Source organism: Variovorax sp. EBFNA2, from assembly GCF_033802765.1.
GTDB lineage: Bacteria > Pseudomonadota > Gammaproteobacteria > Burkholderiales > Burkholderiaceae_C > Variovorax > Variovorax paradoxus_H.
In genome coordinates, this window is the sequence record NZ_CP138496.1 from 5,906,243 (window position 1) to 5,927,502 (window position 21,260).

General features: G+C 69.2%; 19 protein-coding genes. 7 read left to right on the forward strand and 12 right to left on the reverse strand.

Going from position 1 to position 21,260, the window contains the following annotated elements; genetic code table 11:
• The first annotated feature begins 4 nt into the window (after nucleotides 1–4).
• The 3 genes from RZE79_RS27740 (at nucleotide 5) to RZE79_RS27750 (ending at nucleotide 5,307) form a co-directional block, all read left to right on the forward strand.
• Entirely contained in the window at nucleotides 5–3,169 is a 3,165-nt protein-coding gene (locus RZE79_RS27740) for an efflux RND transporter permease subunit (protein ID WP_319357707.1), read from the forward strand.
• A complete protein-coding gene (locus tag RZE79_RS27745; protein ID WP_319357708.1) occupies nucleotides 3,162–4,586 on the forward strand; it encodes an efflux transporter outer membrane subunit in 1,425 nt (474 codons plus the stop codon). Before RZE79_RS27740 ends, RZE79_RS27745 begins: the two co-directional genes overlap by 8 nt.
• Before the next feature lie 115 nt (nucleotides 4,587–4,701).
• A complete protein-coding gene (locus RZE79_RS27750; protein ID WP_319357709.1) occupies nucleotides 4,702–5,307 on the forward strand; it encodes a c-type cytochrome in 606 nt (201 codons plus the stop codon).
• A 91-nt stretch (nucleotides 5,308–5,398) separates the two neighbouring features.
• Here the strand turns inward: RZE79_RS27750 and RZE79_RS27755 are convergent, their stop codons facing one another.
• The 4 genes from RZE79_RS27755 to RZE79_RS27770 all read right to left on the reverse strand — a co-directional run bounded on the left by RZE79_RS27755 (nucleotide 5,399) and on the right by RZE79_RS27770 (nucleotide 8,347).
• Nucleotides 5,399–5,947, reverse strand: a complete 549-nt coding sequence (locus RZE79_RS27755) for a DUF2946 family protein (protein WP_319357710.1) — start codon at nucleotides 5,945–5,947, stop codon at nucleotides 5,399–5,401.
• Nucleotides 5,940–6,956, reverse strand: coding sequence for an alpha/beta fold hydrolase (locus RZE79_RS27760; RefSeq protein WP_319357711.1), 1,017 nt, complete (start codon nucleotides 6,954–6,956; stop codon nucleotides 5,940–5,942). Before RZE79_RS27760 ends, RZE79_RS27755 begins: the two co-directional genes overlap by 8 nt.
• 82 nt (nucleotides 6,957–7,038) lie before the next feature.
• Entirely contained in the window at nucleotides 7,039–7,491 is a 453-nt protein-coding gene (locus RZE79_RS27765) for a nuclear transport factor 2 family protein (protein ID WP_319357712.1), read from the reverse strand.
• A 52-nt stretch (nucleotides 7,492–7,543) separates the two neighbouring features.
• Entirely contained in the window at nucleotides 7,544–8,347 is an 804-nt protein-coding gene (locus tag RZE79_RS27770; protein WP_319357713.1) for a hypothetical protein, read from the reverse strand.
• Between the two features lie 47 nt (nucleotides 8,348–8,394).
• Between RZE79_RS27770 and RZE79_RS27775 the strand changes: the two genes are divergently transcribed.
• The 3 genes from RZE79_RS27775 to RZE79_RS27785 are packed head-to-tail and all read left to right on the forward strand — an operon-like array spanning nucleotide 8,395 to nucleotide 10,490.
• Complete coding sequence (locus RZE79_RS27775) at nucleotides 8,395–8,994, forward strand: LemA family protein (RefSeq protein ID WP_319357714.1); 600 nt, start codon at nucleotides 8,395–8,397, stop codon at nucleotides 8,992–8,994.
• Between the two features lie 12 nt (nucleotides 8,995–9,006).
• Complete coding sequence (locus tag RZE79_RS27780) at nucleotides 9,007–9,954, forward strand: TPM domain-containing protein (RefSeq protein ID WP_319357715.1); 948 nt, start codon at nucleotides 9,007–9,009, stop codon at nucleotides 9,952–9,954.
• A gap of 5 nt (nucleotides 9,955–9,959) precedes the next feature.
• Nucleotides 9,960–10,490, forward strand: coding sequence for a TPM domain-containing protein (locus tag RZE79_RS27785; RefSeq protein ID WP_319357716.1), 531 nt, complete (start codon nucleotides 9,960–9,962; stop codon nucleotides 10,488–10,490).
• A 121-nt stretch (nucleotides 10,491–10,611) separates the two neighbouring features.
• Here the strand turns inward: RZE79_RS27785 and pdeM are convergent, their stop codons facing one another.
• Nucleotides 10,612–11,289, reverse strand: coding sequence for a ligase-associated DNA damage response endonuclease PdeM (gene pdeM, locus RZE79_RS27790; RefSeq protein WP_319357717.1), 678 nt, complete (start codon nucleotides 11,287–11,289; stop codon nucleotides 10,612–10,614).
• A gap of 77 nt (nucleotides 11,290–11,366) precedes the next feature.
• Here pdeM and trxC point away from each other — a divergent pair, with 77 nt between their 5' ends.
• The gene (gene trxC, locus RZE79_RS27795) at nucleotides 11,367–11,813 is read left to right on the forward strand and encodes a thioredoxin TrxC (protein ID WP_319357718.1); all 447 of its coding nucleotides are present in this window, start codon (nucleotides 11,367–11,369) and stop codon (nucleotides 11,811–11,813) included.
• Between the two features lie 5 nt (nucleotides 11,814–11,818).
• On the opposite strand, the gene RZE79_RS27800 is transcribed toward trxC, so the two are convergent.
• The 7 genes from RZE79_RS27800 to RZE79_RS27830 all read right to left on the reverse strand — a co-directional run bounded on the left by RZE79_RS27800 (nucleotide 11,819) and on the right by RZE79_RS27830 (nucleotide 21,211).
• Nucleotides 11,819–14,353, reverse strand: coding sequence for a ligase-associated DNA damage response DEXH box helicase (locus RZE79_RS27800; RefSeq protein WP_373696514.1), 2,535 nt, complete (start codon nucleotides 14,351–14,353; stop codon nucleotides 11,819–11,821).
• Nucleotides 14,354–14,724: 371 nt separating this feature from the next.
• Nucleotides 14,725–16,380: an ATP-dependent DNA ligase gene (locus RZE79_RS27805; protein WP_319357719.1), complete on the reverse strand. Its 1,656-nt coding sequence runs from the start codon at nucleotides 16,378–16,380 to the stop codon at nucleotides 14,725–14,727.
• On the reverse strand, nucleotides 16,377–17,477 hold the full coding sequence (locus RZE79_RS27810; protein ID WP_319357720.1) for a ligase-associated DNA damage response exonuclease: 1,101 nt from the start codon (nucleotides 17,475–17,477) through the stop codon (nucleotides 16,377–16,379). Before RZE79_RS27810 ends, RZE79_RS27805 begins: the two co-directional genes overlap by 4 nt.
• 94 nt (nucleotides 17,478–17,571) lie before the next feature.
• Nucleotides 17,572–18,096, reverse strand: coding sequence for a DUF3617 family protein (locus RZE79_RS27815; protein ID WP_319357721.1), 525 nt, complete (start codon nucleotides 18,094–18,096; stop codon nucleotides 17,572–17,574).
• Nucleotides 18,097–18,165: 69 nt separating this feature from the next.
• Nucleotides 18,166–18,855, reverse strand: a complete 690-nt coding sequence (locus tag RZE79_RS27820) for a phosphatase PAP2 family protein (protein WP_319357722.1) — start codon at nucleotides 18,853–18,855, stop codon at nucleotides 18,166–18,168.
• 55 nt (nucleotides 18,856–18,910) lie between these two features.
• Entirely contained in the window at nucleotides 18,911–20,077 is a 1,167-nt protein-coding gene (locus RZE79_RS27825) for a Gfo/Idh/MocA family oxidoreductase (protein ID WP_319357723.1), read from the reverse strand.
• Between the two features lie 168 nt (nucleotides 20,078–20,245).
• The gene (locus RZE79_RS27830) at nucleotides 20,246–21,211 is read right to left on the reverse strand and encodes a substrate-binding domain-containing protein (protein ID WP_319357724.1); all 966 of its coding nucleotides are present in this window, start codon (nucleotides 21,209–21,211) and stop codon (nucleotides 20,246–20,248) included.
• Nucleotides 21,212–21,260: the final 49 nt, after the last annotated feature.

Genomic DNA, 21,260 nt, shown 5'->3' on the forward strand with positions numbered 1-21,260 from the left:
TCGCATGGCCAAATTCTTTATCGACCGACCGATCTTCGCGTGGGTGATCGCACTGTTCATCATCGTGCTGGGCGGCGTTTCCATCACGCAGCTGCCGATCTCGCAGTACCCGCCGGTGGCCCCTCCGGCCATCGTGATCAACGTCGCCTACCCCGGTGCGTCCGCGCAAACACTCGAGGACAGCGTGCTGTCCGTGATCGAGCGCGAAATGAACGGCTCGCCCGGCCTGATCTACATGGAATCGGTGGCCCAGGCCGACGGCACCGGCGCCATCACCATCAGCTTCGAGGCTGGCACCAACGAAGACCTCGCGCAGGTGGACGTGCAGAACCGGCTCTCGCGCGCCACGCCGCGGCTGCCCTCGGCCGTGACGCAGCAGGGCGTGCGCGTCGACAAGTCGCGCAACAACTTCCTGCTGTTCGCGATGCTGTCGTCGGACAACCCCGACTTCGACCCGGTGGCGCTCGGTGACTACGCCGCGCGCAACATCGTGCCGGAACTGCAGCGGATCGACGGCGTGGGCCAGGCCCAGCTGTTCGGCTCCGAGAACGCGATGCGCATCTGGATCGACCCGGCGAAGCTGCAAGGCTTCAACCTGTCGTCCAACGACGTCAACACCGCAATCCGCGCGCAAAACGCCCAGGTGGCGTCGGGCACGCTCGGCGACCTGCCGAACATTCCCGGCCAGGCGATCTCCGCCACGGTGACGGTGAACGGCCAGCTCAACAGCGTCGAGCAGTTCCAGAACATCGTGCTGCGCGCCAACACCGACGGCTCGACCGTGCGCCTCAAAGACGTGGCGCGCGTCGAACTCGGCGGCCAGAACTACGCCACCTCGGCGCGCCTGAACGGCGTGCCGGCGGTCGGTATCGGCGTGCAGCCCACGCCGACCGGCAACGCGCTGAAGTCGGCCAAGGCCGTGCGCGCCAAGATGGCCGAGCTGGAGCGTTACTTCCCCAAGGGCGTGAAGTGGGACATTCCGTACGACAGCTCGCGCTTCGTGCAGATCTCGATCACCGAAGTGGTGAAGACGCTGTTCGAAGCCATCGCGCTGGTGTTCCTGGTGATGTTCCTGTTCCTGCAGAACTGGCGCTACACGATCATCCCGACGATCGTGGTGCCCATTGCACTGCTGGGCACCTTTGCCACGCTGCTCGCGCTGGGCTTCTCGATCAACGTGCTCACCATGTTCGGCATGGTGCTGGTGATCGGTATCGTGGTGGACGATGCCATCGTGGTGGTGGAGAACGTCGAACGCATCATGAGCGAAGAGGGGCTCTCGCCGCTCGACGCCACGCGCAAGGCCATGCAGCAGATCTCGGGCGCCATCATCGGCGTGACCGTGGTGCTGATCTCGGTGTTCGTGCCGCTGGCCTTCTTCGCGGGTTCGACCGGCAACATCTACCGCCAGTTCTCGGCGGTGATGGTGGCCTCGATCGGCTTCTCGGCCTTCATGGCGCTGTCGCTCACGCCGGCGCTGTGCGCCACGCTGCTCAAGCCGGTGGAAGCTGGCCACCACCATGAGAAGCGCGGCTTCTTCGGCTGGTTCAACCGCGGTTTCTCGCGCACGGCCAAGGGCTACGAAGGCGTGGTGGCGCGCATCCTGCGCCGCGCCGCCCGCTACCTCGTGATCTACGCCGCGATCATCGGCGCCGTTGCGTACTTCTACACGCACCTGCCGAGCTCGTTCCTGCCCGAGGAAGACCAGGGCAACATCATCGTGAACGTGCAACTGCCCCCGGGCGCGACGCAAGAGCGTTCGCTGTCGGTGATGCAGCAGGTCGAAGGCTTCATCCTGAAGCAGCCTGAAGTGCAGAGCATCGTGAGCGTGATGGGCTTCAGCTTCTCCGGCCAAGGGCAGAACGCGGGCCTCGCCTTCGTGACGCTGAAGGACTGGGAAGAACGCAAGGACCCGGCCAACTCGGCCAGCGCGCTGGCCGGCCGTGCCTTCGGTGCGCTGTCGGGCATCCGCGACGCCTTCATCTACCCGCTAAGCCCGCCGCCGATTCCCGAGCTGGGCAACGCCAGCGGCTTCAGCTTCCGCTTGCAGGACCGTGCGGGCGCAGGCCACGAGGCACTGATCAACGCGCGCAACCAGCTGCTGGGCATGGCTTCGCAGAGCAAGATCCTCGCGCAGGTGCGCCCTGACGGCCTGGAAGACGCGCCGCAGCTGGAGATCGACATCGACCGCGACAAGGCCAACGCCCTGGGCGTGAGCTTCGATGCGATCAACAGTGCGCTGTCGACCTCGCTGGGTTCGAGCTACATCAACGACTTCCCGAACCGCGGCCGCCTGCAGCGCGTGGTGGTGCAGGCCGATGCGCCGGCACGGATGCAGCCGGACGACCTGCTGCGCCTGAACGCCGTCAACACCAAGGGCCAACCGGTGCCGCTGTCGGCTTTCGCGACCACCAAGTGGGTCTCGGGTGCGACGCAGACCGTGCGCTACAACGGCTACCCCGCCATCCGCATCAGCGGTGACGCGGCGCCGGGCCAGAGCACGGGTGCCGCCATGGCCGAGATGGAAAAGCTCGCCGGCCAGCTGCCGCAAGGCTTCGGCTTCGAGTGGACCGGCCAGTCGCGGGAAGAAAAGCTCGCAGGCTCGCAGGCCATGATCCTGTACGGCTTCGCGATCCTGGCGGTGTTCCTCTGCCTGGCCGCGCTGTACGAGAGCTGGTCGATCCCGCTGTCGGTGATCCTGGTGGTGCCGCTGGGCGTGCTGGGCGTGCTGGTGGCGACGATGCTGCGCGCCTATTCGAACGACGTGTACTTCCAGGTGGGCCTGATCACGATCATCGGCTTGTCCGCGAAGAACGCGATTCTGATCATCGAGTTCGCGAAAGACCTGCAGGCGCAGGGCCGCGGCGTGGTCGAGGCCGCGCTCGAGGCCGCGCACCTGCGGTTCCGTCCCATCATCATGACGTCGCTGGCCTTCGGCCTGGGCGTGCTGCCGCTGGTCCTGGCTTCGGGCGCAGGCTCGGCGAGCCAGCGTGCCATCGGCACCGGCGTGCTCGGCGGCATGGTGACCGGCACGATCCTGGCCGTGATCTTCGTTCCGGTGTTCTTCGTGGTGGTGCGCACGCTGTTCAAGGGCAGCGCGCGCCAACGCGAAGCCGACAAGCGGCATGCAGCCGCGGCCGGCATCACGGGAGACCAAACACATGACTAAGAAACCTCTGATTCCCACCGTGCTGGCGGCCGCGATGCTGCTGGCGGGCTGCTCGCTGATTCCGACCTACGAGCGCCCCGCGGCGCCGGTGCCGACCACCTTCCCGGGCGACCCGGCGCAGCCAGCCGGCCAGGCCGCGGCCGCCCTGCCCTGGCAGGACTTCTTCACCGACCCGCGCCTGTCGGGCCTCATTCAAACGGCGCTGGCGAACAACCGCGACCTGCGCGTGTCGGTGCTCAACATCGAGCAGGCGCGTGCGCAGTTCCAGATCGAACGCTCGGCGCTGTTCCCGGCGCTCGGCCTCACGGGCGCGGGCTCGCGCTCGAGCCCCAACGCCTACCAGGCAATCGATCCGACGCAGGGCAGCGTGTCCTCGCAGTACAGCGTCAACTTCGGCTTCACTGCGTGGGAGCTCGACTTCTTCGGCCGCATCCGCGCGCTGAAGGACCAGGCGCTGTCGCAGTACCTGGCCACCGAAGAGTCGCGCAAGGCTGCGCAGATCAGCCTGATCGCGGCCGTGGCCAGCGGCTGGCTCACGCTGCTGGCCGACGACGAGCTGCTCGAGATCACGCGCCAGACCATGGTCACGCGCGACGAGTCGGTGCGCCTGACCAAGCTGCGCTTCGACAACGGCGTGTCGTCCGAGATCGACTTCCAGGCCGCGAATTCGCAGGCCGAGACCGCGCGTGCCGCCTATGCGCAGCAGCAGCGCGCCCGCATGCAGGACGAGAACGCACTCGCCCTGCTGCTCGGCGCACCGGTGCCGGCCGAGGCCACTGCCGGTGGCGCCAAGGGACTCGCGGGCATCCGCCCGATGCCCGACGTGCCAGCCGGCCTGCCCTCCGACCTGCTGACCGAGCGGCCCGACATCCGCGCGGCCGAGCAGCAGCTGATTGCGGCCAACGCCAACATCGGCGCGGCGCGCGCGAACTTCTTCCCGCGCGTGTCGCTCACGAGCTCGATCGGCACCGCAAGCAGCGAGTTCTCGAACCTGTTCGACCGCGGCACCAAGGCCTGGAGCTTCGCGCCCACGGTCACGCTGCCGATCTTCGATGCAGGCCGCAACATCGCGGGGCTCAACTCGGCCAAGGCCGGACGCGAGATCGCAGTGGCGCAGTACGAGAAGTCGGTCCAGACCGCCTTCCGCGAAGTGGCGGACGCGCTCGCAGGCCGCGCCACGCTGGGCGAACAGGCACGCGCGCAGACCGCGCAGGCCGACGCCGAGGCGGTGCGCTACAAGCTCTCCGACCTGCGTTATCGCAACGGCATCGCCAGCGCGCTCGACTTGCTCGACGCACAGCGTTCGCTGTTCACGGCGCAGCAATCGGCCGTCGCCACGCGCCTGCTGCAGCTGCAGAACCAGGTCACGCTGTACAAGACGCTGGGTGGCGGCTGGGCCACACGCAACAACGGTTGAGACACCTGCGCGTCCGATATGGAGAGGTCAATTGCCCGCGCGGGCAAAGGGCCTCTCTATAATCGCCGGTTGGTTAGAAAAAGCCCCCGACGAGCCCCCCGATATTGAGGACGCCATGAGCGCAGACCCGCACTACCAGGCCACAGAAGAAGCCCATACCGGCCCGATCAAGAACCCGAAGCAACTGCTGCTCGCGGTATTTTTCTCTTTCATCATTCCGATCCTGATCATCGTGGGCCTCGTGTCCTATGTGGTCTCGGGCACCAAGCCCGCCGGTACCGCGGAGGGCGACAACATGGCGCTCTACGGCGTGACCCAGGAATCGCGCGATCGGGAAGTGGCCGAGCGCCTGAAGAAGGTCGGCGCCATCGAGATCCGTGACGCCAACCGGCCCCTGGCCGCTGGCGACGCCGTGTTCAAGGCCCAATGCGTGGCCTGCCACGGCGCTCCCGGCATCCCCGGCGCCCCGCACCTGAACGACGCCGCAGCCTGGGGCCCGCGCATCGGCCAGGGCTACGCAACGCTGCTCGAGCACGCGCTCAAGGGCAAGGGCGCGATGCCCCCCCAGGGCGGCGGCGACTTCGAAGACATCGAAATCGGCCGTGCCGTGGTGTACCTGGCGAACGCCGGCGGCGCCAAGTTCCCGGTGCCGGACCGTCCGGCAGCGGCTGCCGCGCCGGCCGAAGGTGCTTCGGCTGCGGCCAGCGCACCTGCCAAGTAAGCAATCGACGGCGCCCTGCGCCCATGAAAAAACCGGCCTGAAAGCCGGTTTTTTTACGCCCGGACGATCCGGAGTGCTATCTTTTCAATAGCTACGCAGCCGCGCCGTCATGGCGTTCCGCCGGACTCAGCACATGCCCGAAGCGCCCCGGCAGGTCGGCCGCCTGCACCGGCTCCGGCCTCCAGATGCCTTGCTCGACGGCTTCGGCTGCGATGCCTACGTCCTGCGTGTGCACCAGCCCGAGTCCCGCCGGCGCGACCAGATAGAGCCGGCCGTGCTCGTCGAGCAGGCAACCGGTCACCTCGGCGGGCGCGCCCGTGTGGGCCGTGACCGTGAACGCGTTCGCGCCCTCTTGCGCCACGCGCCACACCAGCGGCGCCGCCTCCAGCTCGACGTAGACACGCTGCGGCCCGTTCTGGAAAAACCACTGGCCGTCAGCGTCGTGCTCGTAATTGCGGTGAATGAAGTCGATCAGCTTGTCGTGCCGCAGCATCGAACCCTTGGCGCTGCGGAACGGGCCCTGCGCCTGCGTGCGGTCGTCGCGCATGTACCAGTTGCCGCGCGCGTCCAGGCCCAGCCAGCCGTAGCAGTGCGGCACGTTCGGCCATTTGGCCAAGGCTTGTTTGACGATGTCATCCATGGGCGCCATTTTGCGCGCGCGCCGACGACAGGTTGTAGGCCAACCACCCGCCGACGCGCTCGGGCATTCCGCCCACATGCCCCGGCGGCAGGCCGAGCGGAAAGCCGACATGCCCGCCGCCCGCGGGCTGCCACAGCGTGACGTGCGACCCGACCTCGTTCGGCCCGGGCAGGCTGCGGGCCGGAATGAAGGGGTCGTTGCGGGCGTTCACCACCAGCGCGGGCACGCGGATCGCGCCCAGCAGCGGCTTGGACGAGCCGCGCGCCCAGTAGTCGTCGGTGCCGCGAAAGCCGTGCAGCGGCGCGGTGAACACGTCGTCGAAGTCGTAGAGATCGCGCGCCGCCATCAGCCGGTCGCGGTCGAACAGGCCCGGAAACTGCGCCAGCTTGGCGAGCGCCTTGGGCTTCATGGTCGCGAGGAACATGCGCGTGTAGACCAGCCGGTTGAAGCCGCGTCCGATCGCCTCGCCGCCCGCCGCCAGGTCGAGCGGCGCGCACACCGACGCCACGGCGTCGACCGACGCCCGCGCCGTCTCGCCCGCCTCGCAGGCCCAGCGCAGCAGCGCGTTGCCGCCCAGCGAAACGCCTGCCGCCAGCACCGGCCCGCCGCCGCCCTGCACCACGTGCTGTGCGTGCATGCGCCGCAGGATCCAGTCGATCTCCTCGTAGTCGCCCGAGTGGTAGGCGCGCGGCGCGAGGTTCAGCTCGCCGCTGCAGCCGCGAAAGTGCGGCACCGCAAAGGCCATGCCGCGCGACGCGGCAAAGGCCGCGAAAGCCTCGGCGTAATGGCTGCGCGACGAGCCCTCGAGCCCGTGGAACAGCACCAGCAGCGGCCGGGGCCCGGGCTGCGGCGCATCGGCGAAGTCGACATCGACGAAGTCGCCGTCCGGTGCGGTCCAGCGCTCACGGCGGTAGACCGGCGCCGGTCCGTCGAAACGGCGCGACCACAACGCGGGCCAGATGGTCTGCAGGTTGCCGCCGGGCAGCCAGCGCGGCGCGACGTAGCCCATGGCGTCGTGTGCAGCGGGCGGCGCCGACGTCGGTGAGAAAGAGGAAGAAGGAAACGGAGAGGCCATCGCTCGGGGGCAGGACTCAGTGAAGAACCTGCGGGGGATCGTTCGCGTCGTCCGGCTCGCGCGCGCTGCCCGGGCTCGCGTGGTGCGCCACCAGGCGCCAGCCCTGCGCGGTCTTGTGATACACGTTGGTGGCCAGCACGAAGGCATGGCGCGGCCCCTCGGCCGTGAGCACCTCGATGCGCTCCAGCACGTTGTGCACGGCACTCGCCAGCGACTCGATCTTGCGCACGCGCGCCGGCGTCGCATGGATGGCGCCATTGCCGAACATCTGCTCGAAGGCCGCGCGGATCGCAACCGCGCCCACCAGCCGCGGGCCGCCCGGATGGACGCAGAACACCTCGTCCTCGTCGGCCCAGCAGGCCATCAGCGCATCGACATCGCCGCGTTGCAGCGCTTCGTAGAAAGCGGTCTCGACATCGTCGGCAGTGCCGCCGATGGCCGCGGCGGCGCGGAAAGGGGTCTTGGGCATGGCGGTGAAGGGCGAGAGCGAAGGGGGTAGACCGGATTTTGCCCTGCCCATGTCACGGCCATGTGGCAGCCGGTGACGGGGCAGTGGGTACCTCGGGGGCGGACGCGGGAATGAGCCACGCGCGCGCCGCTGCCTCGGTGGCGCCCTGCGCGGCCTGCCAGACCATCTCGGGCGCGGCCACGTGCACACCGGGCGGCGCCACGCGCAGCGCGAGGTCGACCAGCTCGGCCATCTTGGACGCGCGCACCGGCTGCTCGTTGGCCGGCACCATGAACCGCATGATCGACAGCATCCAGGCCGCCAGCCGCTCGCCCATGTTGGCCAGGCGCACGGCGGCGGGCTTGCGCGCCGAGCGCAGCAGGATCACGCGCTCGAAGCCGCAGGCGACCACGGCCTGCTCGTCGAGGCTGGCCAGCCCGCGCTTGAGCGCCTCGGGCAGCCGGCCGCGGTCGTGCGGCTGCACGATCGCCAGCGTGCGCACGCCGCTGGCGCGCAGCCAGCGCGCCAGTTCGGGCAGGTCAGCAGGGTCGGGGTGCCAGAGCGCACGCTCGCGGCCGTGGTACAGGCGCGGCGGGTCGAAGGCGACCACCGCGACATCGGCCGCCACCGGCGGCCACTGTGCGATCGGCAACGCCGGGCACTGCACGGTCTCGACGCCGGGCAGCCCGTCGTGCATCGGTTCGCGCGCCAGCACGCGCGTGCGCCGGAAGCGATGGCGGCCCGCGAGCCGGTGCAGCAACTCCTGCCCGAGCGCGCCGGTCGCGCCCGCAATCAGCAGCGTGCCGACGGGCGGTGCGGCAGCGTGGGGCACCGCGCGGTTGGCGGCTTGCAGGGCGTGGAGCGGATCGAGGGCCATGACCCCGTCTATGCTAACTTCGGCCTTCTTCTGCGGAGGTAATGCAAATGATGATGAAGCGCTGGTTCCTGATTCTCGCGGCCGCCCTGTCCCTCAGCGGATGCGGCTACAACGACTTCCAATCCCTCGACGAGGCCAGCAAGTCGGCCTGGAGCGAAGTCCTCAACCAGTACCAGCGGCGTGCCGACCTCGTGCCGAACATCGTCGCCACCGTGAAGGGCGAGGCCAGCTTCGAGCAGGACACCCTCACCAAGGTGATCGAGGCGCGCGCCAAGGCCACCTCGATCCAGGTGACGCCCGAGACGCTCAACAACCCCGAAGCCTTCAACAAGTTCCAGCAGGCGCAGGGCGAACTCTCCTCGGCGCTGTCGCGGCTGATGGTGGTGTCGGAGCGCTACCCCGAGCTCAAGGCCAACCAGGCCTTCCGCGACCTGCGCGTGACGCTCGAGGGCACCGAGAACCGCATCACCGTGGCGCGCAACCGCTACATCGAGAGCGTGCAGGAGTACAACGTGCTCTCGCGCAGCTTCCCGACCAACCTCACGGCCATGGTCTTCGGCTACAAGCCCAAGGCGAACTTCTCGGTGCAGAACGAAGCCCAGATTTCGACGCCGCCCACGGTCGATTTCGGCACGCCCAAGAAGTAAGAAGCGGCGCCGATGGCCGCTGCCCTGATCCGCCGCGCACTGGCTGCGATCTTCATCGCGGCCCTCGCATGGGCCGGCCTGCCCGCGCTGGCGCAAAGCCTGCTGCCGATCCCCGCGCTCACCGCGCGCGTGATCGACCAGACCGCCACGCTCGACGCCGCGCAGCGCTCGGGCCTCGAAACCAAGCTGGCGGCCTTCGAGCAGCGCAAGGGCTCGCAGATCGTGGTGCTGATGGTGCCGACCACGGCGCCTGAAGACATCGCGAGCTACACGCAGCGCGTGGGTGACACCTGGAAAATCGGGCGCAAGGGCGTGGGCGACGGCCTCCTGGTGATCGTCGCCAAGGACGATCGCAAGATGCGCATCGCCACGGCCAAGACGCTCGAAGGTGTGGTGCCCGACCTCGCGGCCGTGCGCATCATCGACGAGGAGATGAAGCCGCGCTTTCGCAACAACGACTTCGCGGGCGGCCTCAACGCCGCGGTCGACCGGCTCATCGGTCTGGTCGACGGCGAGCCGCTGCCAGAGCCTTCGCGCAGCAACAACAGCAGTAGCAGCAACGACGGTTTCGACTGGGAGAACCTCGCGATCTTCCTGTTCGTCGGTGTCTTCGTCGGCGCACCGATCGCGCGCGCCATCCTGGGCAAGACCATGGGCTCGGTCGCCATGGGCGGCGGCATCGGCGTGGTCGCGTTCCTCCTCACGACCAGCACCGTGATCGCAGTGATCGCCGGGATGCTCGCGCTCATGGTGTCGCTGTTCTCCGGCCTCGCCGGCTTCGGTCCCGGCCTCGCCGGCTTCGGTCCCGGCCGCGGCGGCCGAGGTGGCGGCGGGGGTGGCGGATGGAGCAGCGGCGGTGGTGGTGGCGGCTGGGGCGGAGGCGGCGGAGGTGGCGGCGGAGGCTTCAGCTCCGGCGGCGGTGGCAATTTCGGCGGCGGCGGCGCTTCGGGAGACTGGTGAGAAACATGGCAACTGCAGATCCCACGTTCTTCTCGACGCTGGGCCGCATCTGGCGGCATCTCTGGACCGACGAAGCCGCCGTGCGCCGCGTGCTGCCGGCCGACGCAATGGAGCGCCTGGCCGGCCGCGTGGCCGCGAGTGAGCGGCGCCACAGCGGCGAAGTCCGCATCTGCGTCGAAGCCGGCCTGCCGATGTCGTACCTGTGGCGCCACGCATCGCCCCGCGAGCGCGCCGTTGCGATGTTCGGCAAGCTGCGCGTGTGGGACACCGCGCACAACAACGGCGTGCTCATCTACCTGCTGCTGGCCGAGCACGCCATCGAGATCGTGGCCGACCGCGGCATCGACGCCCACGTGGGCAGCGCCGAATGGGCCGCGATGACGCTGCGCATGGGCGTGGCCTTCCGCGAAGGCCGCTTCGAGGACGGCATCACGCTGGCGCTGGAAGAGGTGTCGGCGCTGCTGATGGCCTACTTCCCGTTGGCCGACAACCAGCCCGACACCAACGAGCTGCCCGACGCACCCGTGGTGCTCTGACGTTGGCCTTTCTCCCTCCCCTTCCGGGGGAGGGTGGGGGTGGGGGCAAGCGGCGTGTCCATTGGGCGCTCTGCCTGCCCCCATCCCAACCTTCCCCCAGAGGGGGAAGGAGCCAGATCCTTCAGTCCGATGGCGGCAGTGCCCACACGGTCTCACCGCCCACCGCGTAGAAGCGCCGATCCGGCGCCCTCTCCATCAACCAGCCGCCCGTGAATTCGCCGAAGGCGGGCAACACGGCCTGGCGCGCATCGCTCACGAAACACGGCAGCCGCACGCTGTCGCGCCCGGGTCCGTGGAGCCGGCACACCGGATGCAGGTGCCCCGCGAGCACGAAATGCGTGGCGTGCGATTGCGGATGGTGGCAGCAGGCGAACGGCCCCAGCAGGAAGGGCTCGTCGACCACGTCGATGCCGAGTGCCGCGGGCGGATCGCCCGCGCGGCTGTCGTGGTTGCCGCGCACCAGCGTCATCGCGACGCCGGCATGCAGCGCGCGCCAGTCGCTCACGGCAGCGAGCACCGTGCGCGCCTGCGCCGCATGCAAAAAATCGCCGAGGAACACGAGGCGCTGCGGCGCAAGCCGAGCGATGAGTGCGTCGAGCCGCGCAAGGTTCTGCTGCGTGGTGCCGCCCGGCACGGGCTGGCCGAGCGCGCGGTAGGTCGCGGCCTTGCCCAGGTGCAAATCGGCGACGAGGAGCACGCGCGCGGCGGGCCACCAGAGCGCGCGCTCGGGCAGCAGGTGCAGCAGCTCGCCGGCCCACTGGACAGCGAGCGCCGACGCGGTAAGGTGCGGGGAAGTCACGGCCAACGAGTGTCGCAAAAGACGCGCAGCCCAGCGGCCATCTTGCAATTCAACCGCGCCAGCCCCAGTTCTTCCGCATGACCGAATCGCCTCCAAAGCTCATCGTCTGTCCGCACTGCCACACGACCAACCGCGTGCGCGCGGAGCAGCTGGGCAGCGCGCCCGACTGCGGCAGCTGCCACCAGGCGCTGTTCACCGGCCATTCGACGGCGCTGCCGGATGCGGCCACCTTCGACCGCCACATCACGCGCAACGAGATCCCCGTGCTGGTCGACTTCTGGGCGCCCTGGTGCGGCCCCTGCCGCCAGATGGCGCCGGGCTACGAACAGGCCGCGACGCAGCTCGAACCCCACGTGCGGCTGGCCAAGGTCGACACCGAGGCCCTGCCCGCGCTCGGCGCGCGCTTCAACATCCGCAGCATCCCGACGCTGGCGCTGTTCAAGGGCGGGCACGAGGTGGCGCGGCAGGCCGGCGCGATGGGCGCGGCCGACATCGTGCGGTGGGTGAAGGCACACGGCGGCTGACCCGCTCACAGCGGCGGCAGCGGCTTTGACGGCCGCCTGCGTTCACGCCGTGGCGTGGGCGGCTTGCCCGGCCCCTCCTGCCCGAACGCCAGCGTGTTTTTCACGCGCTCCACACCGCCGGCCGTGACCACGCCGCCCGCGGCTTTTTCCAGTTGCTCGACCATGCGCGCGATGCGATCGGCCACGTTCTCGTTCGACAGCTTCTCGCGGAACAGCTCGACCATCAGCGGAAACGAAAACGGCGTCGGCCGTTCGAGCGGCTTCAGCACGAGCTCTTGCGTGGCCATGCGTTCGAGGCTCGCGCGCAGGCGCCCGATCTCCAGCTCCTGCGACAGCAGTTCCTGCTCGGCCTGCTGCAGCAGCTTGTTCTGCGGGTCGTATTTGCGGAACACCTCCCAGAACAGCGACGACGACGCCTGCAGCTGCCGGCTGCTGCGCCGCTCGCCCGGATAGCCCTGGAAGATCAGCCCCGAGACGCGCGCGATCTCGCGAAAGCGCCGCTGCGCCAGTTCGCCCGCATTGAGCGAGGCCAGCACCTCGTGCAGCAGCACGGTGCGCGCATCGGCGTCGACAGTGCCCTCCGGCAGGCGCAGCACCTGCGGCAGCAGCGCGGGCCAGTCGACCTCGGTCGCGCTCAGGAGCTCGAATCCGTAGTCATTGACCGCAATGGAGAAGGTGCGCGCTGCATGCTGTGCCACGCGCCAGGCCAGCAGGCTCGCCAGCCCCAGGTGCACATGCCGGCCCGCGAACGGATAGAGGAAGAGGTGCGAGCCCTCGCGCGTCGTCAGCGTCTCGGCGAGCAGCGTCTGCGGCGTCGGCAGTGCGGACCACCGCTGCTGGATCTCGAGCAGCGGCCGCACGCACGTCAACTCGGGTGATTTGTAATTCCCCTCGCCCGCCAGCGCGAGCTGCTGCACCACCGCATCGGCCAGCGTGTTCGACAGCGGCATGCGCCCGCCGTTCCAGCGCGGCACGGCGGCACGCTTGCCGGTCGCGCGGCGCACCCAGGCCGTCATGTCGTGGATGCGCACGAGTTCGAGCAGGCGGCCGCCGAACAGGAAGCAGTCGCCCGGCTTCATGCGCGCGACGAAGCCTTCTTCGACATTGCCGATCTTCGATCCGCCCAGGTACTGCACCGCCATGCTCGCGTCGCTCACGATGGTGCCGATGTTCATGCGGTGGCGCCGCGCGAGCCGCGCATCGGGCACGCGCCACACACCCTCTGCGTCGGGCACGGCGCGCTTGTAGTCCGGGTACACGGCGAGCGACGGGCCGCCCTGCGAGACGAAATCCAGGCACCACTGCCAGCTCTCGCGCGACAGCGATGCGTAGGCGGCCGTTGCGCGCACCTCGTCGTAGAGATCGTCGGGCACGAAGCCGCCGCCGAGCGCCACCGTCACGAGGTGCTGCACCAGCACATCGAGCGGCTGGTCGGGCGAATGACGCGCCTCGATGTGCCCTTGTGCAATCGCCGTGCGTGCAGCCGCGCCCTCGACCATCTCGATGCTGTGCGTGGGCACGAGCGTGATGCGCGATGGCCGGCCCGGCGCGTGGCCCGAACGGCCCGCGCGCTGCAGCAGCCGCGCCACGCCCTTGGGCGAGCCGATCTGCAGCACGCGTTCGACCGGCAGAAAGTCGACGCCCAGGTCCAGGCTCGAGGTGCAGACCACCGCCTTGAGCTGCCCGCTCTTGAGGCCCAGCTCGACCCACTCGCGCACCTCGCGGTCGAGCGAGCCGTGGTGCAGCGCGATGAGCCCGGCCCACTCGGGCTTGGCCTCGAGCATCGCCTGGTACCAGATCTCGGACTGCGAACGCGTGTTGGTGAAGACCAGCGTGGTGCTGCTTGCGGCGATTTCGTCGATCACCTGCGGCAGCATCGTGAGGCCCAGGTGCCCGCCCCACGGAAAGCGTTCGGCGCGGCCGGGCAAGAGCGAATCGATGACGAGCTTCTTCGGCACCTGGCCCTGCACGAGCACGCCGTCGTCATGGCCGAGCAGCGAACGCATCGCCTCCTGCAGATTGCCCAGCGTGGCCGACATGCCCCAGACCGCGAGGCCCGGGTTCCAGCGCCGGAGCCGCGCGAGCGCGAGCTGCACCTGCACGCCGCGCTTGTTGCCGAGCAGCTCGTGCCACTCGTCGACCACGACCATCTTCACGCGGCCCAGCACAACGCTGGCATCGGCGCGCGCGAGCAGCAGCGAGAGGCTTTCGGGCGTGGTGACGAGCACGCTGGGCAGGCGCGTGTTCTGCGCGCTGCGCTCGGCCGAGGAGGTGTCGCCGCTGCGCGCACCGGCGCTCCACGGATGCACCTCGGCGCCGAGCGCGTCGAGCGGTTGCTTCAGTGCGCGCAGCGTGTCGGCCGCGAGCGCGCGCATGGGCGTGAGCCACAGCACCGTGAGCGGCGGTGCGGCGGGCCGTGCGGTTTCCTTGCGCGCCTGCGAGAAGACCTGCAGCGCGCCGAGCCACACCGCATAGGTCTTGCCCGCGCCGGTGGTGGCGTGCAGCAGGCCGGACTGGCCTTCGGCAATGGCCTTCCACACGTCGCGCTGGAAATTGAACGGCTTCCACCCGCGCGAGACGAACCACGCATCGAGCGCCGCCTTGACCGTCTTGCTCCTTCCCCTCCCGGGGGAAGGCTGGGATGGGGGCGCGCGGCCTTCGACAGGCAGCCGATCCTTGATGCGCCGCTGGCCCCCACCCCTGCCCTCCCCCGAAAGGGGAGGGAGCGATGCGGGCTCCGGCGGCTCGGCCAGTCGAGCGGTTTTCGATGTCTTGCTCCTTCCCCTCCTGGGGGAAGGTTGGGATGGGGGCGCGCGGCCTTCGACAGGCAGCTGATTCTTGATGCGCCGCTGGCCCCCACCCCTGCCCTCCCCCGAAAGGGGAGGGAGCGATGCGGGCTCCAGCGGCTCGGTCATGACGGCAGCAGCGCAGCCAGCGTCTGCAGCGTGTCGGCTTCGGCCACCGGCTTGTCCTCGCGCCATCGCAGCATGCGCGGAAAGCGCACCGCGATGCCGCTCTTGTGCCGTGTGCTGCGCGCGATGCCTTCGAAGCCCAGCTCGAACACCAGCGTGGGCTTGACGCTCTTCACCGGGCCGAAGCTCTCGACCGTGGTCTTGCGGATGATCGCGTCGACGCGCGCCATCTCCGCATCGGTGAGGCCCGAGTAGGCCTTGGCGAAGGGCACGAGCTTGCGGTCTTCCTGTTCGGGCGGCCCGTCCCACACCGCGAAGGTGTAGTCGCTGAAAAGGCTCGCGCGACGGCCATGCCCACGCTGCGCATAGATGAGCACGGCGTCGATGCTCAGCGGATCGATCTTCCACTTCCACCAAACGCCCACATCCTTCGTGCGGCCCACGCCGTACTGCGCGTCGCGGCGCTTGAGCATCATCCCTTCGACGCCCAGCGTGCGCGCGGCTTCGCGCTGGCGTGCGAGGTCGGGCCAATCGGTGCCCGTGAGCAACGGGCTCGGCAGCAGCGACGGATGCTGCATGCGCATCACCAGTTCATCGAGCAGCACGCGGCGCTGCGACTGCGGCAGCGCGCGCAGATCGCGCCCTTCCCATTCGAGCAGGTCATAGGCGAGCAGCACCACGGGGATGTCGCGCAGCAGCTTCGCGCCGAGCGTCTTGCGCCCGAGGCGTTTCTGCAGTTCGGCGAAAGGCTGCACTTTGTCTTCGCGCCACACCGCGATCTCGCCGTCGAGCACCGTGCCGTCCGGCAACGCTTCGCCGAGTGTCGCGAGTTCGGGGAAGCGATCGGTCACCAGCTCTTCGCCGCGCGACCACACCCACACCGCGCCCGCGCGTTTGACGATCTGCGCGCGGATGCCGTCCCACTTCCATTCGACGAGCCAGTCAGCCGGCGGGCCCAGCACCGCATCGAACTGGTCGAGCGGGAGGTTGAACGGATGCGCGAGGAAGAAGGGATAGGGCTGGCCGCTGGTCTTGCGCACCTGCTCGGCATCGGACTCCGGCGCGATCAGCGCGGCGTAGTCGCCGGCCTGCGGACGTGCGCCGAGGTGCGTGTAGCCCATGAGCCGCTGCGCGACGCGCTTGGCATCGATGCCGCCGACCGCAGCGAGCGCCTGCGTGACCTGCAGCTTCGACACGCCCACGCGGAACGCGCCGGTGATGAGCTTGAAGTACACCAGCCGCTCCTCCGCCGCGAGCTGCCGCCACTGCGCACGCAGGCGGTCCGCCAGTTCGTCGGGCGCGCGCTTCGCGGTCTCGCGCAGCGGCAGCAGGTGCTGCTCGACCCACGCCGCGAGGCCGAGGTCATGTGCTTCGGTCGGTGGCGGCAGCAACAGCGCGATGGTCTCGGCAAGGTCGCCCACCGCGTCATAGCTTTCGTCGAACAGCCACTCGGGCAATCCCGCCGCTTCCTGCGCGAGCAGGCGCAGCAGCTTGGTGGGCACGAGCTGGCGCGGCTTGCCGCCGGCCAGGAAATACACGGCCCATGCGGCATCGGCCGCGTTGGCCTCGCGCAGGTAGCGCTGCAATGCGGCCTGCTTCGCGAGGTTCGACGTGCTCGCATCGAGCTCGCGATACAGCGCGGCGAAGTCCTTCATGGGCCGGCTCCTTCCCCCTCTGGGGGAAGGTCGGGATGGGGGCTGACGGCATCCCCATCGTGCGCCGCTTGCCCACTCCCACCGGGCGCTTCCTGGTCATCCTCATCCCCGTACTCGGTCTTGAACCCCTGCGCATCGAGGCCGTTCTCGCCGAGCCAGCGCACCATCACCTGCACGCTGCCATGCGTGACGAACACGCGCTCGGCGCCCGTGCCCGCAATCGCCTGCTGCAGGCCCGGCCAGTCCGCGTGGTCCGACATGACGAAGCCGCGGTCCACACCGCGCCGTCGCCGCGTGCCGCGCAACTGCATCCAGCCGCTCGCGAACGCATCGGCGTAGTTGCCGAAACGCTTCATCCACGGCGTGCCCTGCGCGGACGGCGGTGCGAGCACCAGCGCGCGCTTCAACAGCGCCGCATCGACGCCCGGATCGGTGACTCGCAGCGTCTGCGGCAGCGCCACGCCGGCCGCGCGGTACACGGCGTTGAGCGGCTCGACCGCGCCATGCACGACGATGGGGCCGATCGACGCGTCCACGCCATGCAGGATGCGCTGTGCCTTGCCGAAGGCATAGCAGAACAGCACCGACGCGCGGCCCGCTTCGGCATTGGCGCGCCACCACGCATCGATCTCCGCGAACAGCACGGCCTGCGTGGGCCAGCGGTAGATCGGCAGGCCGAAGGTCGACTCGGTGATGAAGGTGTCGCAGGGCACGGGCTCGAAGGGTGTGCAGGTGCCGTCGGCCTCGGTCTTGTAGTCGCCCGAGGCGACCCACACGCGCCCGCCGTGTTCGAGCCGCACCTGCGCCGAGCCCAGCACGTGGCCGGCCGGATGCAGCGACAGGCGCACGCCGTGGTGGTCGATGGTTTCGCCGTAAGGCAGCGTCTGCAGGTTGATGTCGGCGCCGAGCCGCGCGCGCAGCGTGCCGGCGCTGTCGGTGTGCGCGAGGTAGTGCGCGTGGCCGATGCGGGCGTGGTCGGAGTGCGCGTGCGTGATGACCGCGCGCGCCACCGGCCGCCACGGGTCGATGTAGAAATCGCCGGGCGGACAGTACAGGCCCTCGGGCCGGGCGACGACGAGATCCACCGTGTCTGGCATGGCACGCCATCGTAGGGCCGCCGGGGTCGGTGCGCTGCCGACCGCTCGCCGCGAGCCGCTGTGGGCCTGGGCCTACTTGCCGGGGCTCATGGGCTCATTTGCGCGCGGGCGTCTTCCCCATCGCGTCGAGCAGGTTCATCTTCATGCCGTTGGCCATGACCATGTCGCCCGGCTTCTGGCCCGGCTTGCAGGGACCGACCCACTTGGCTTCGATGAGGCTCGTGCCTTCGGTGCGGCCCATGAGCGGCGGGCTGTAGGTCGACTTGCTTTCCATGCGGTAGGCGCTGCTGAAGTCGCCGCTCATCACGGCGCGCGAGGTCGCGGTGGTGGGGCCGATCTTGCAGACCGAATCGATGACGAGCTTCACGCCTTCGAGGCGCAGGTCCTGCTTGGAGCACATGTCCTTGCCCATGCCCTGGCCCATCTCGCGCATCGCCTTGTCGGTGGCGGCGTCGATGCATTGCTGGATGGTCTGGCCCGGCGTCTTGGCCGTGGCCGCGCCGCCCTCACCGGTCTGGATTTCCCACAGGCCCGGCTTGCGCGCGGGGTAGTCGATGGCGAACGCGGGGCCGGCCAGGAGGCAGGCGGCGGCAGCGAGAGAGAGCAGGCGAAAGGTCATGGCGGGCTCGGTGAACGGCGATGCCGATTTGTACCGTCGGCGCCTGCGCGGAGGAATACCGCGATCGGTCTACACCGCGACCGGTACAGGGGCCGCCGATGGCCGCTCGCGCAACGCGAAGCCCATTGCCAAGCCCAACCCGAGGCCGCCGAGCACATCGATCAGCACATGCTGGCGCACCGCCATCGTCGAGTACACGATGGCCACCGCCCAGACGACATTGAGCAGCCGCAGCCACACGGGCGCGCCGGCTTCGCGCAGCTGCCGCGCCAGCACGAGGCAGGCGAACACCGAGAACGACACGTGCAACGACGGAAACGCATTGCCCGCCGCATCGAAGGTCTTGAGGAAGTGCAGCGACGAGCCCGGCGCGGCGTCGATCGCGAAGTTCGGGATCGCCGTGGGCATCCACCAGAACACGGCCAGCGCGATCGCCGTCATCACGGCGCAACCGATGGCGATGGTGTTCAGCTCGCGCCGGTCCTTGGCCAGCAGCACCGGCAGCGCGATGTAGGCCCACAGCGTGAGGTACACGGGCAGCATCGCCGGCGAAAACGCGATCAGCCGGTCGACGGCCGTGAGCGGCAGCACCCACGCGGGTCCGGCGTTCTGCATGACCCAGAAGTACAGCGGGAAGAAGCCCAGCGTGGCGACGGTGTTGCCGGCCAGCTTGAGCAGCCACAGCGTGCGACAGCGCTGCCAGAGGGCGCGCGGCCATGTCTGCGGGGAAAGAGCGTCGGAGGAGATGGAATGCGTCATGGCGGCCTCTGGTGCCACGGCCCGCCCCGCATGGATCAACGGGGCCTGTGCGCAGTTACCAGGGCGTCCACTTTAATTCGCTGGCGGCCGAGGCCACCGTGCGTTCGATGAAACGCACGCCGCGCGCACCGTCTTCCACGCGCGGATAGTCGGCCGCGAGCGGGTCGGCCACCTGCCCCGCGAGCCGCGCGCGGATGTCCGCCGCCACGCCCGCATAGACATTCGCAAACGCCTCGATGAAGCCTTCGGGATGGCCGGCCGGCAGACGACTCGCGCGCCGCGCCGACTCGCACAGCCAGGGCGCGCCGCGCGTGAGCACGCGCCGGGGCCCGTCGTGCGGCAGGTGCACGAGCTGGCTCGGCTGCTCCTGGCGCCATTCGAGCGTGCCCAGCGTGCCGGACACGCGCAGGCGCAGGTCGTTCTCCAGCCCGGTGTTGATCTGCGAGGCCACCAGCACGCCGCGCGCACCGCCCTGGAAGCGCAGCAGCAGGCTGCCGTCGTCGTCGAGCATGCGGCCCGGCACCAGCGCGCCGAGGTCGGCGCAGAGACTTTCGATGTCTAGGCCCGTGACGGTGGCCACGAGGTTCTCGGCATGCGAGCCGATGTCGCCGATGGCGCCGGCCGCGCCGCTGCGCGCGGGGTCGGTGCGCCAGTCGGCCTGCTTGTTGCCGCCCGCGGCTTCGACGTGGCTGGCGAGCCAGCCCTGGTTGTATTCGACGACGACCTTGCGGACCTCGCCGATCTCGCCCGAGCGCACCATCTCGCGCGCCTGCCGCACCATCGGGTAGCCGGTGTAGTTGTAGGTCACGCCGAACACCGTGCCTTGCTTCGCCACGGTGGCGACCAGCGCATCGGCCTGTGCGCGCGTGTGCACCAGCGGCTTGTCGCACACCACGTGAAAGCCGGCCTCCGCGAAGGCTTGCGCCACGGGGTAGTGCACGTGGTTGGGCGTGACGATCGAGACGAAGTCGATGCGCTCACCGGCCGGGCGCTTGAGCTCGTCGGCCAGGAGCGCCTGCCAATCGCCGTGGTTGCGGTCGTCGGCCAGGCCGAGGTCGCGGCCCGAGGCGCGCGCCTTGTCCGGGCTCGACGACAGCGCGCCGGCGACCAGCGCGATCTGGCCGTCGAGCGCCATGGCCTTGCGGTGCACGGCGCCGATGAAGGCGTCGCGACCGCCGCCGACCATGGCGCAGCGCAGCGTGCGAAGAGGGGTGTCGGTCATCAATCGTCTCGGTGTTCCTGGGAACTGTCCCCTCTCCCCTCGGGGAGAGGGCTAGGGTGAGGGTGGCGGCGTTTGCACGCGCACCGTTTTCGCCATCGCCGCTGCCCTCACCCCCGCCCTCTCCCCGAGGGGAGAGGGAGCAAGGCAGGGCCGCTGTTCTTCAGAACATCAGAACGGCGAGTTCGGGTGGTAGAAGTCCTTGGCGTTTTCCTTGGTGATCAGCACCGAGGGAATGATCGTCGTCGCCGGCAGCTTCTCGCCCTTCAGGCGCGCTTCGGCCGTGAGCTTGATCGCGTCGTAGATGAACTTGGGCGAGTAGCTCACGTCGGCGCCGATGCGCTTGTCCTTGCCGTCCATGATGGTCTTGACCATGTCCTTGGCGCCGGCGCCGCCGAACACGATCTTGATGTCGTCGCGCTTGGCTTGCGAGATGGCCTTGAGCACGCCCACGGCCATGTCGTCGTCGGCGGCCCAGATGGCGTCGATCTGCTTGAAGCGCGTCAGGTAGTCCTGCGTGACCTTGAAGGCATCGTCGCGGTTCCAGTTGGCGTACTTGGCGTCGAGCAGCTTGATGTCGGGGCTGCCCTTGAGCACCGCGTTGAAGGCGTCCATGCGTTCGTTGTCGAGCGTGGTCGCGATGCCGCGCAGCGCGACCACATTGCCCTTGCCGCCGAGTTGCTTGACGATGTACTCGGCCGGAATCTTGCCGAAGGCCGTGTTGTCGCCGGCCACGTACGCGTCCTGCGCGCTGGTGTCGGTGAGGCCGCGGTCGACCACGGTGACGTACGCGCCCTTGGCCTTGACCTGCGCGACCGGCTTGGTCAGCGCCGCCGATTCAAAGGGGAACACGACGAGCGCGTTGATCTTGGTGACCGTCGACAAATCTTGCAGCTGGTTGGCCTGCTCGGGCGCGTTGGCTGCGGTCTTGATCGTGATCTTCAGGTCCTTGTGCTGCTTCTCGAGGTCCTTCTTCGCCTGATTGGCCCAGTAGTTGATGCCGCCCATGAAGCTGTGCGTGGCCGCGGGAATCGACACGCCGAGGTTGACCTTTTCCGCGGCAAGCGCGGGCGGGCTGGCGGCGAACGCTGCGGTGGCAACCGCCGTGAGCGCGAGGCGTCGGGTGAAAGTCGTCATGCTGGATGTCTCCTCTTTGGTGGGTGGAACGGGAACGGAACGAACGAAC

What these genes read in the sequence shown, in the direction of transcription:
- RZE79_RS27740 (WP_319357707.1), top strand. Translation starts at nt 5, where the DNA reads ATGGCCAAATTCTTTATCGACCGACCGATCTTCGCGTGGGTGATCGCA.
- RZE79_RS27745 (WP_319357708.1), top strand. Translation starts at nt 3,162, where the DNA reads ATGACTAAGAAACCTCTGATTCCCACCGTGCTGGCGGCCGCGATGCTG.
- RZE79_RS27750 (WP_319357709.1), top strand. Translation starts at nt 4,702, where the DNA reads ATGAGCGCAGACCCGCACTACCAGGCCACAGAAGAAGCCCATACCGGC.
- RZE79_RS27755 (WP_319357710.1), bottom strand. Translation starts at nt 5,947, where the DNA reads ATGGATGACATCGTCAAACAAGCCTTGGCCAAATGGCCGAACGTGCCG.
- RZE79_RS27760 (WP_319357711.1), bottom strand. Translation starts at nt 6,956, where the DNA reads ATGGGCTACGTCGCGCCGCGCTGGCTGCCCGGCGGCAACCTGCAGACC.
- RZE79_RS27765 (WP_319357712.1), bottom strand. Translation starts at nt 7,491, where the DNA reads ATGCCCAAGACCCCTTTCCGCGCCGCCGCGGCCATCGGCGGCACTGCC.
- RZE79_RS27770 (WP_319357713.1), bottom strand. Translation starts at nt 8,347, where the DNA reads ATGGCCCTCGATCCGCTCCACGCCCTGCAAGCCGCCAACCGCGCGGTG.
- RZE79_RS27775 (WP_319357714.1), top strand. Translation starts at nt 8,395, where the DNA reads ATGATGATGAAGCGCTGGTTCCTGATTCTCGCGGCCGCCCTGTCCCTC.
- RZE79_RS27780 (WP_319357715.1), top strand. Translation starts at nt 9,007, where the DNA reads ATGGCCGCTGCCCTGATCCGCCGCGCACTGGCTGCGATCTTCATCGCG.
- RZE79_RS27785 (WP_319357716.1), top strand. Translation starts at nt 9,960, where the DNA reads ATGGCAACTGCAGATCCCACGTTCTTCTCGACGCTGGGCCGCATCTGG.
- trxC (WP_319357718.1), top strand. Translation starts at nt 11,367, where the DNA reads ATGACCGAATCGCCTCCAAAGCTCATCGTCTGTCCGCACTGCCACACG.
- RZE79_RS27805 (WP_319357719.1), bottom strand. Translation starts at nt 16,380, where the DNA reads ATGAAGGACTTCGCCGCGCTGTATCGCGAGCTCGATGCGAGCACGTCG.
- RZE79_RS27810 (WP_319357720.1), bottom strand. Translation starts at nt 17,477, where the DNA reads ATGCCAGACACGGTGGATCTCGTCGTCGCCCGGCCCGAGGGCCTGTAC.
- RZE79_RS27815 (WP_319357721.1), bottom strand. Translation starts at nt 18,096, where the DNA reads ATGACCTTTCGCCTGCTCTCTCTCGCTGCCGCCGCCTGCCTCCTGGCC.
- RZE79_RS27820 (WP_319357722.1), bottom strand. Translation starts at nt 18,855, where the DNA reads ATGACGCATTCCATCTCCTCCGACGCTCTTTCCCCGCAGACATGGCCG.
- RZE79_RS27825 (WP_319357723.1), bottom strand. Translation starts at nt 20,077, where the DNA reads ATGACCGACACCCCTCTTCGCACGCTGCGCTGCGCCATGGTCGGCGGC.
- RZE79_RS27830 (WP_319357724.1), bottom strand. Translation starts at nt 21,211, where the DNA reads ATGACGACTTTCACCCGACGCCTCGCGCTCACGGCGGTTGCCACCGCA.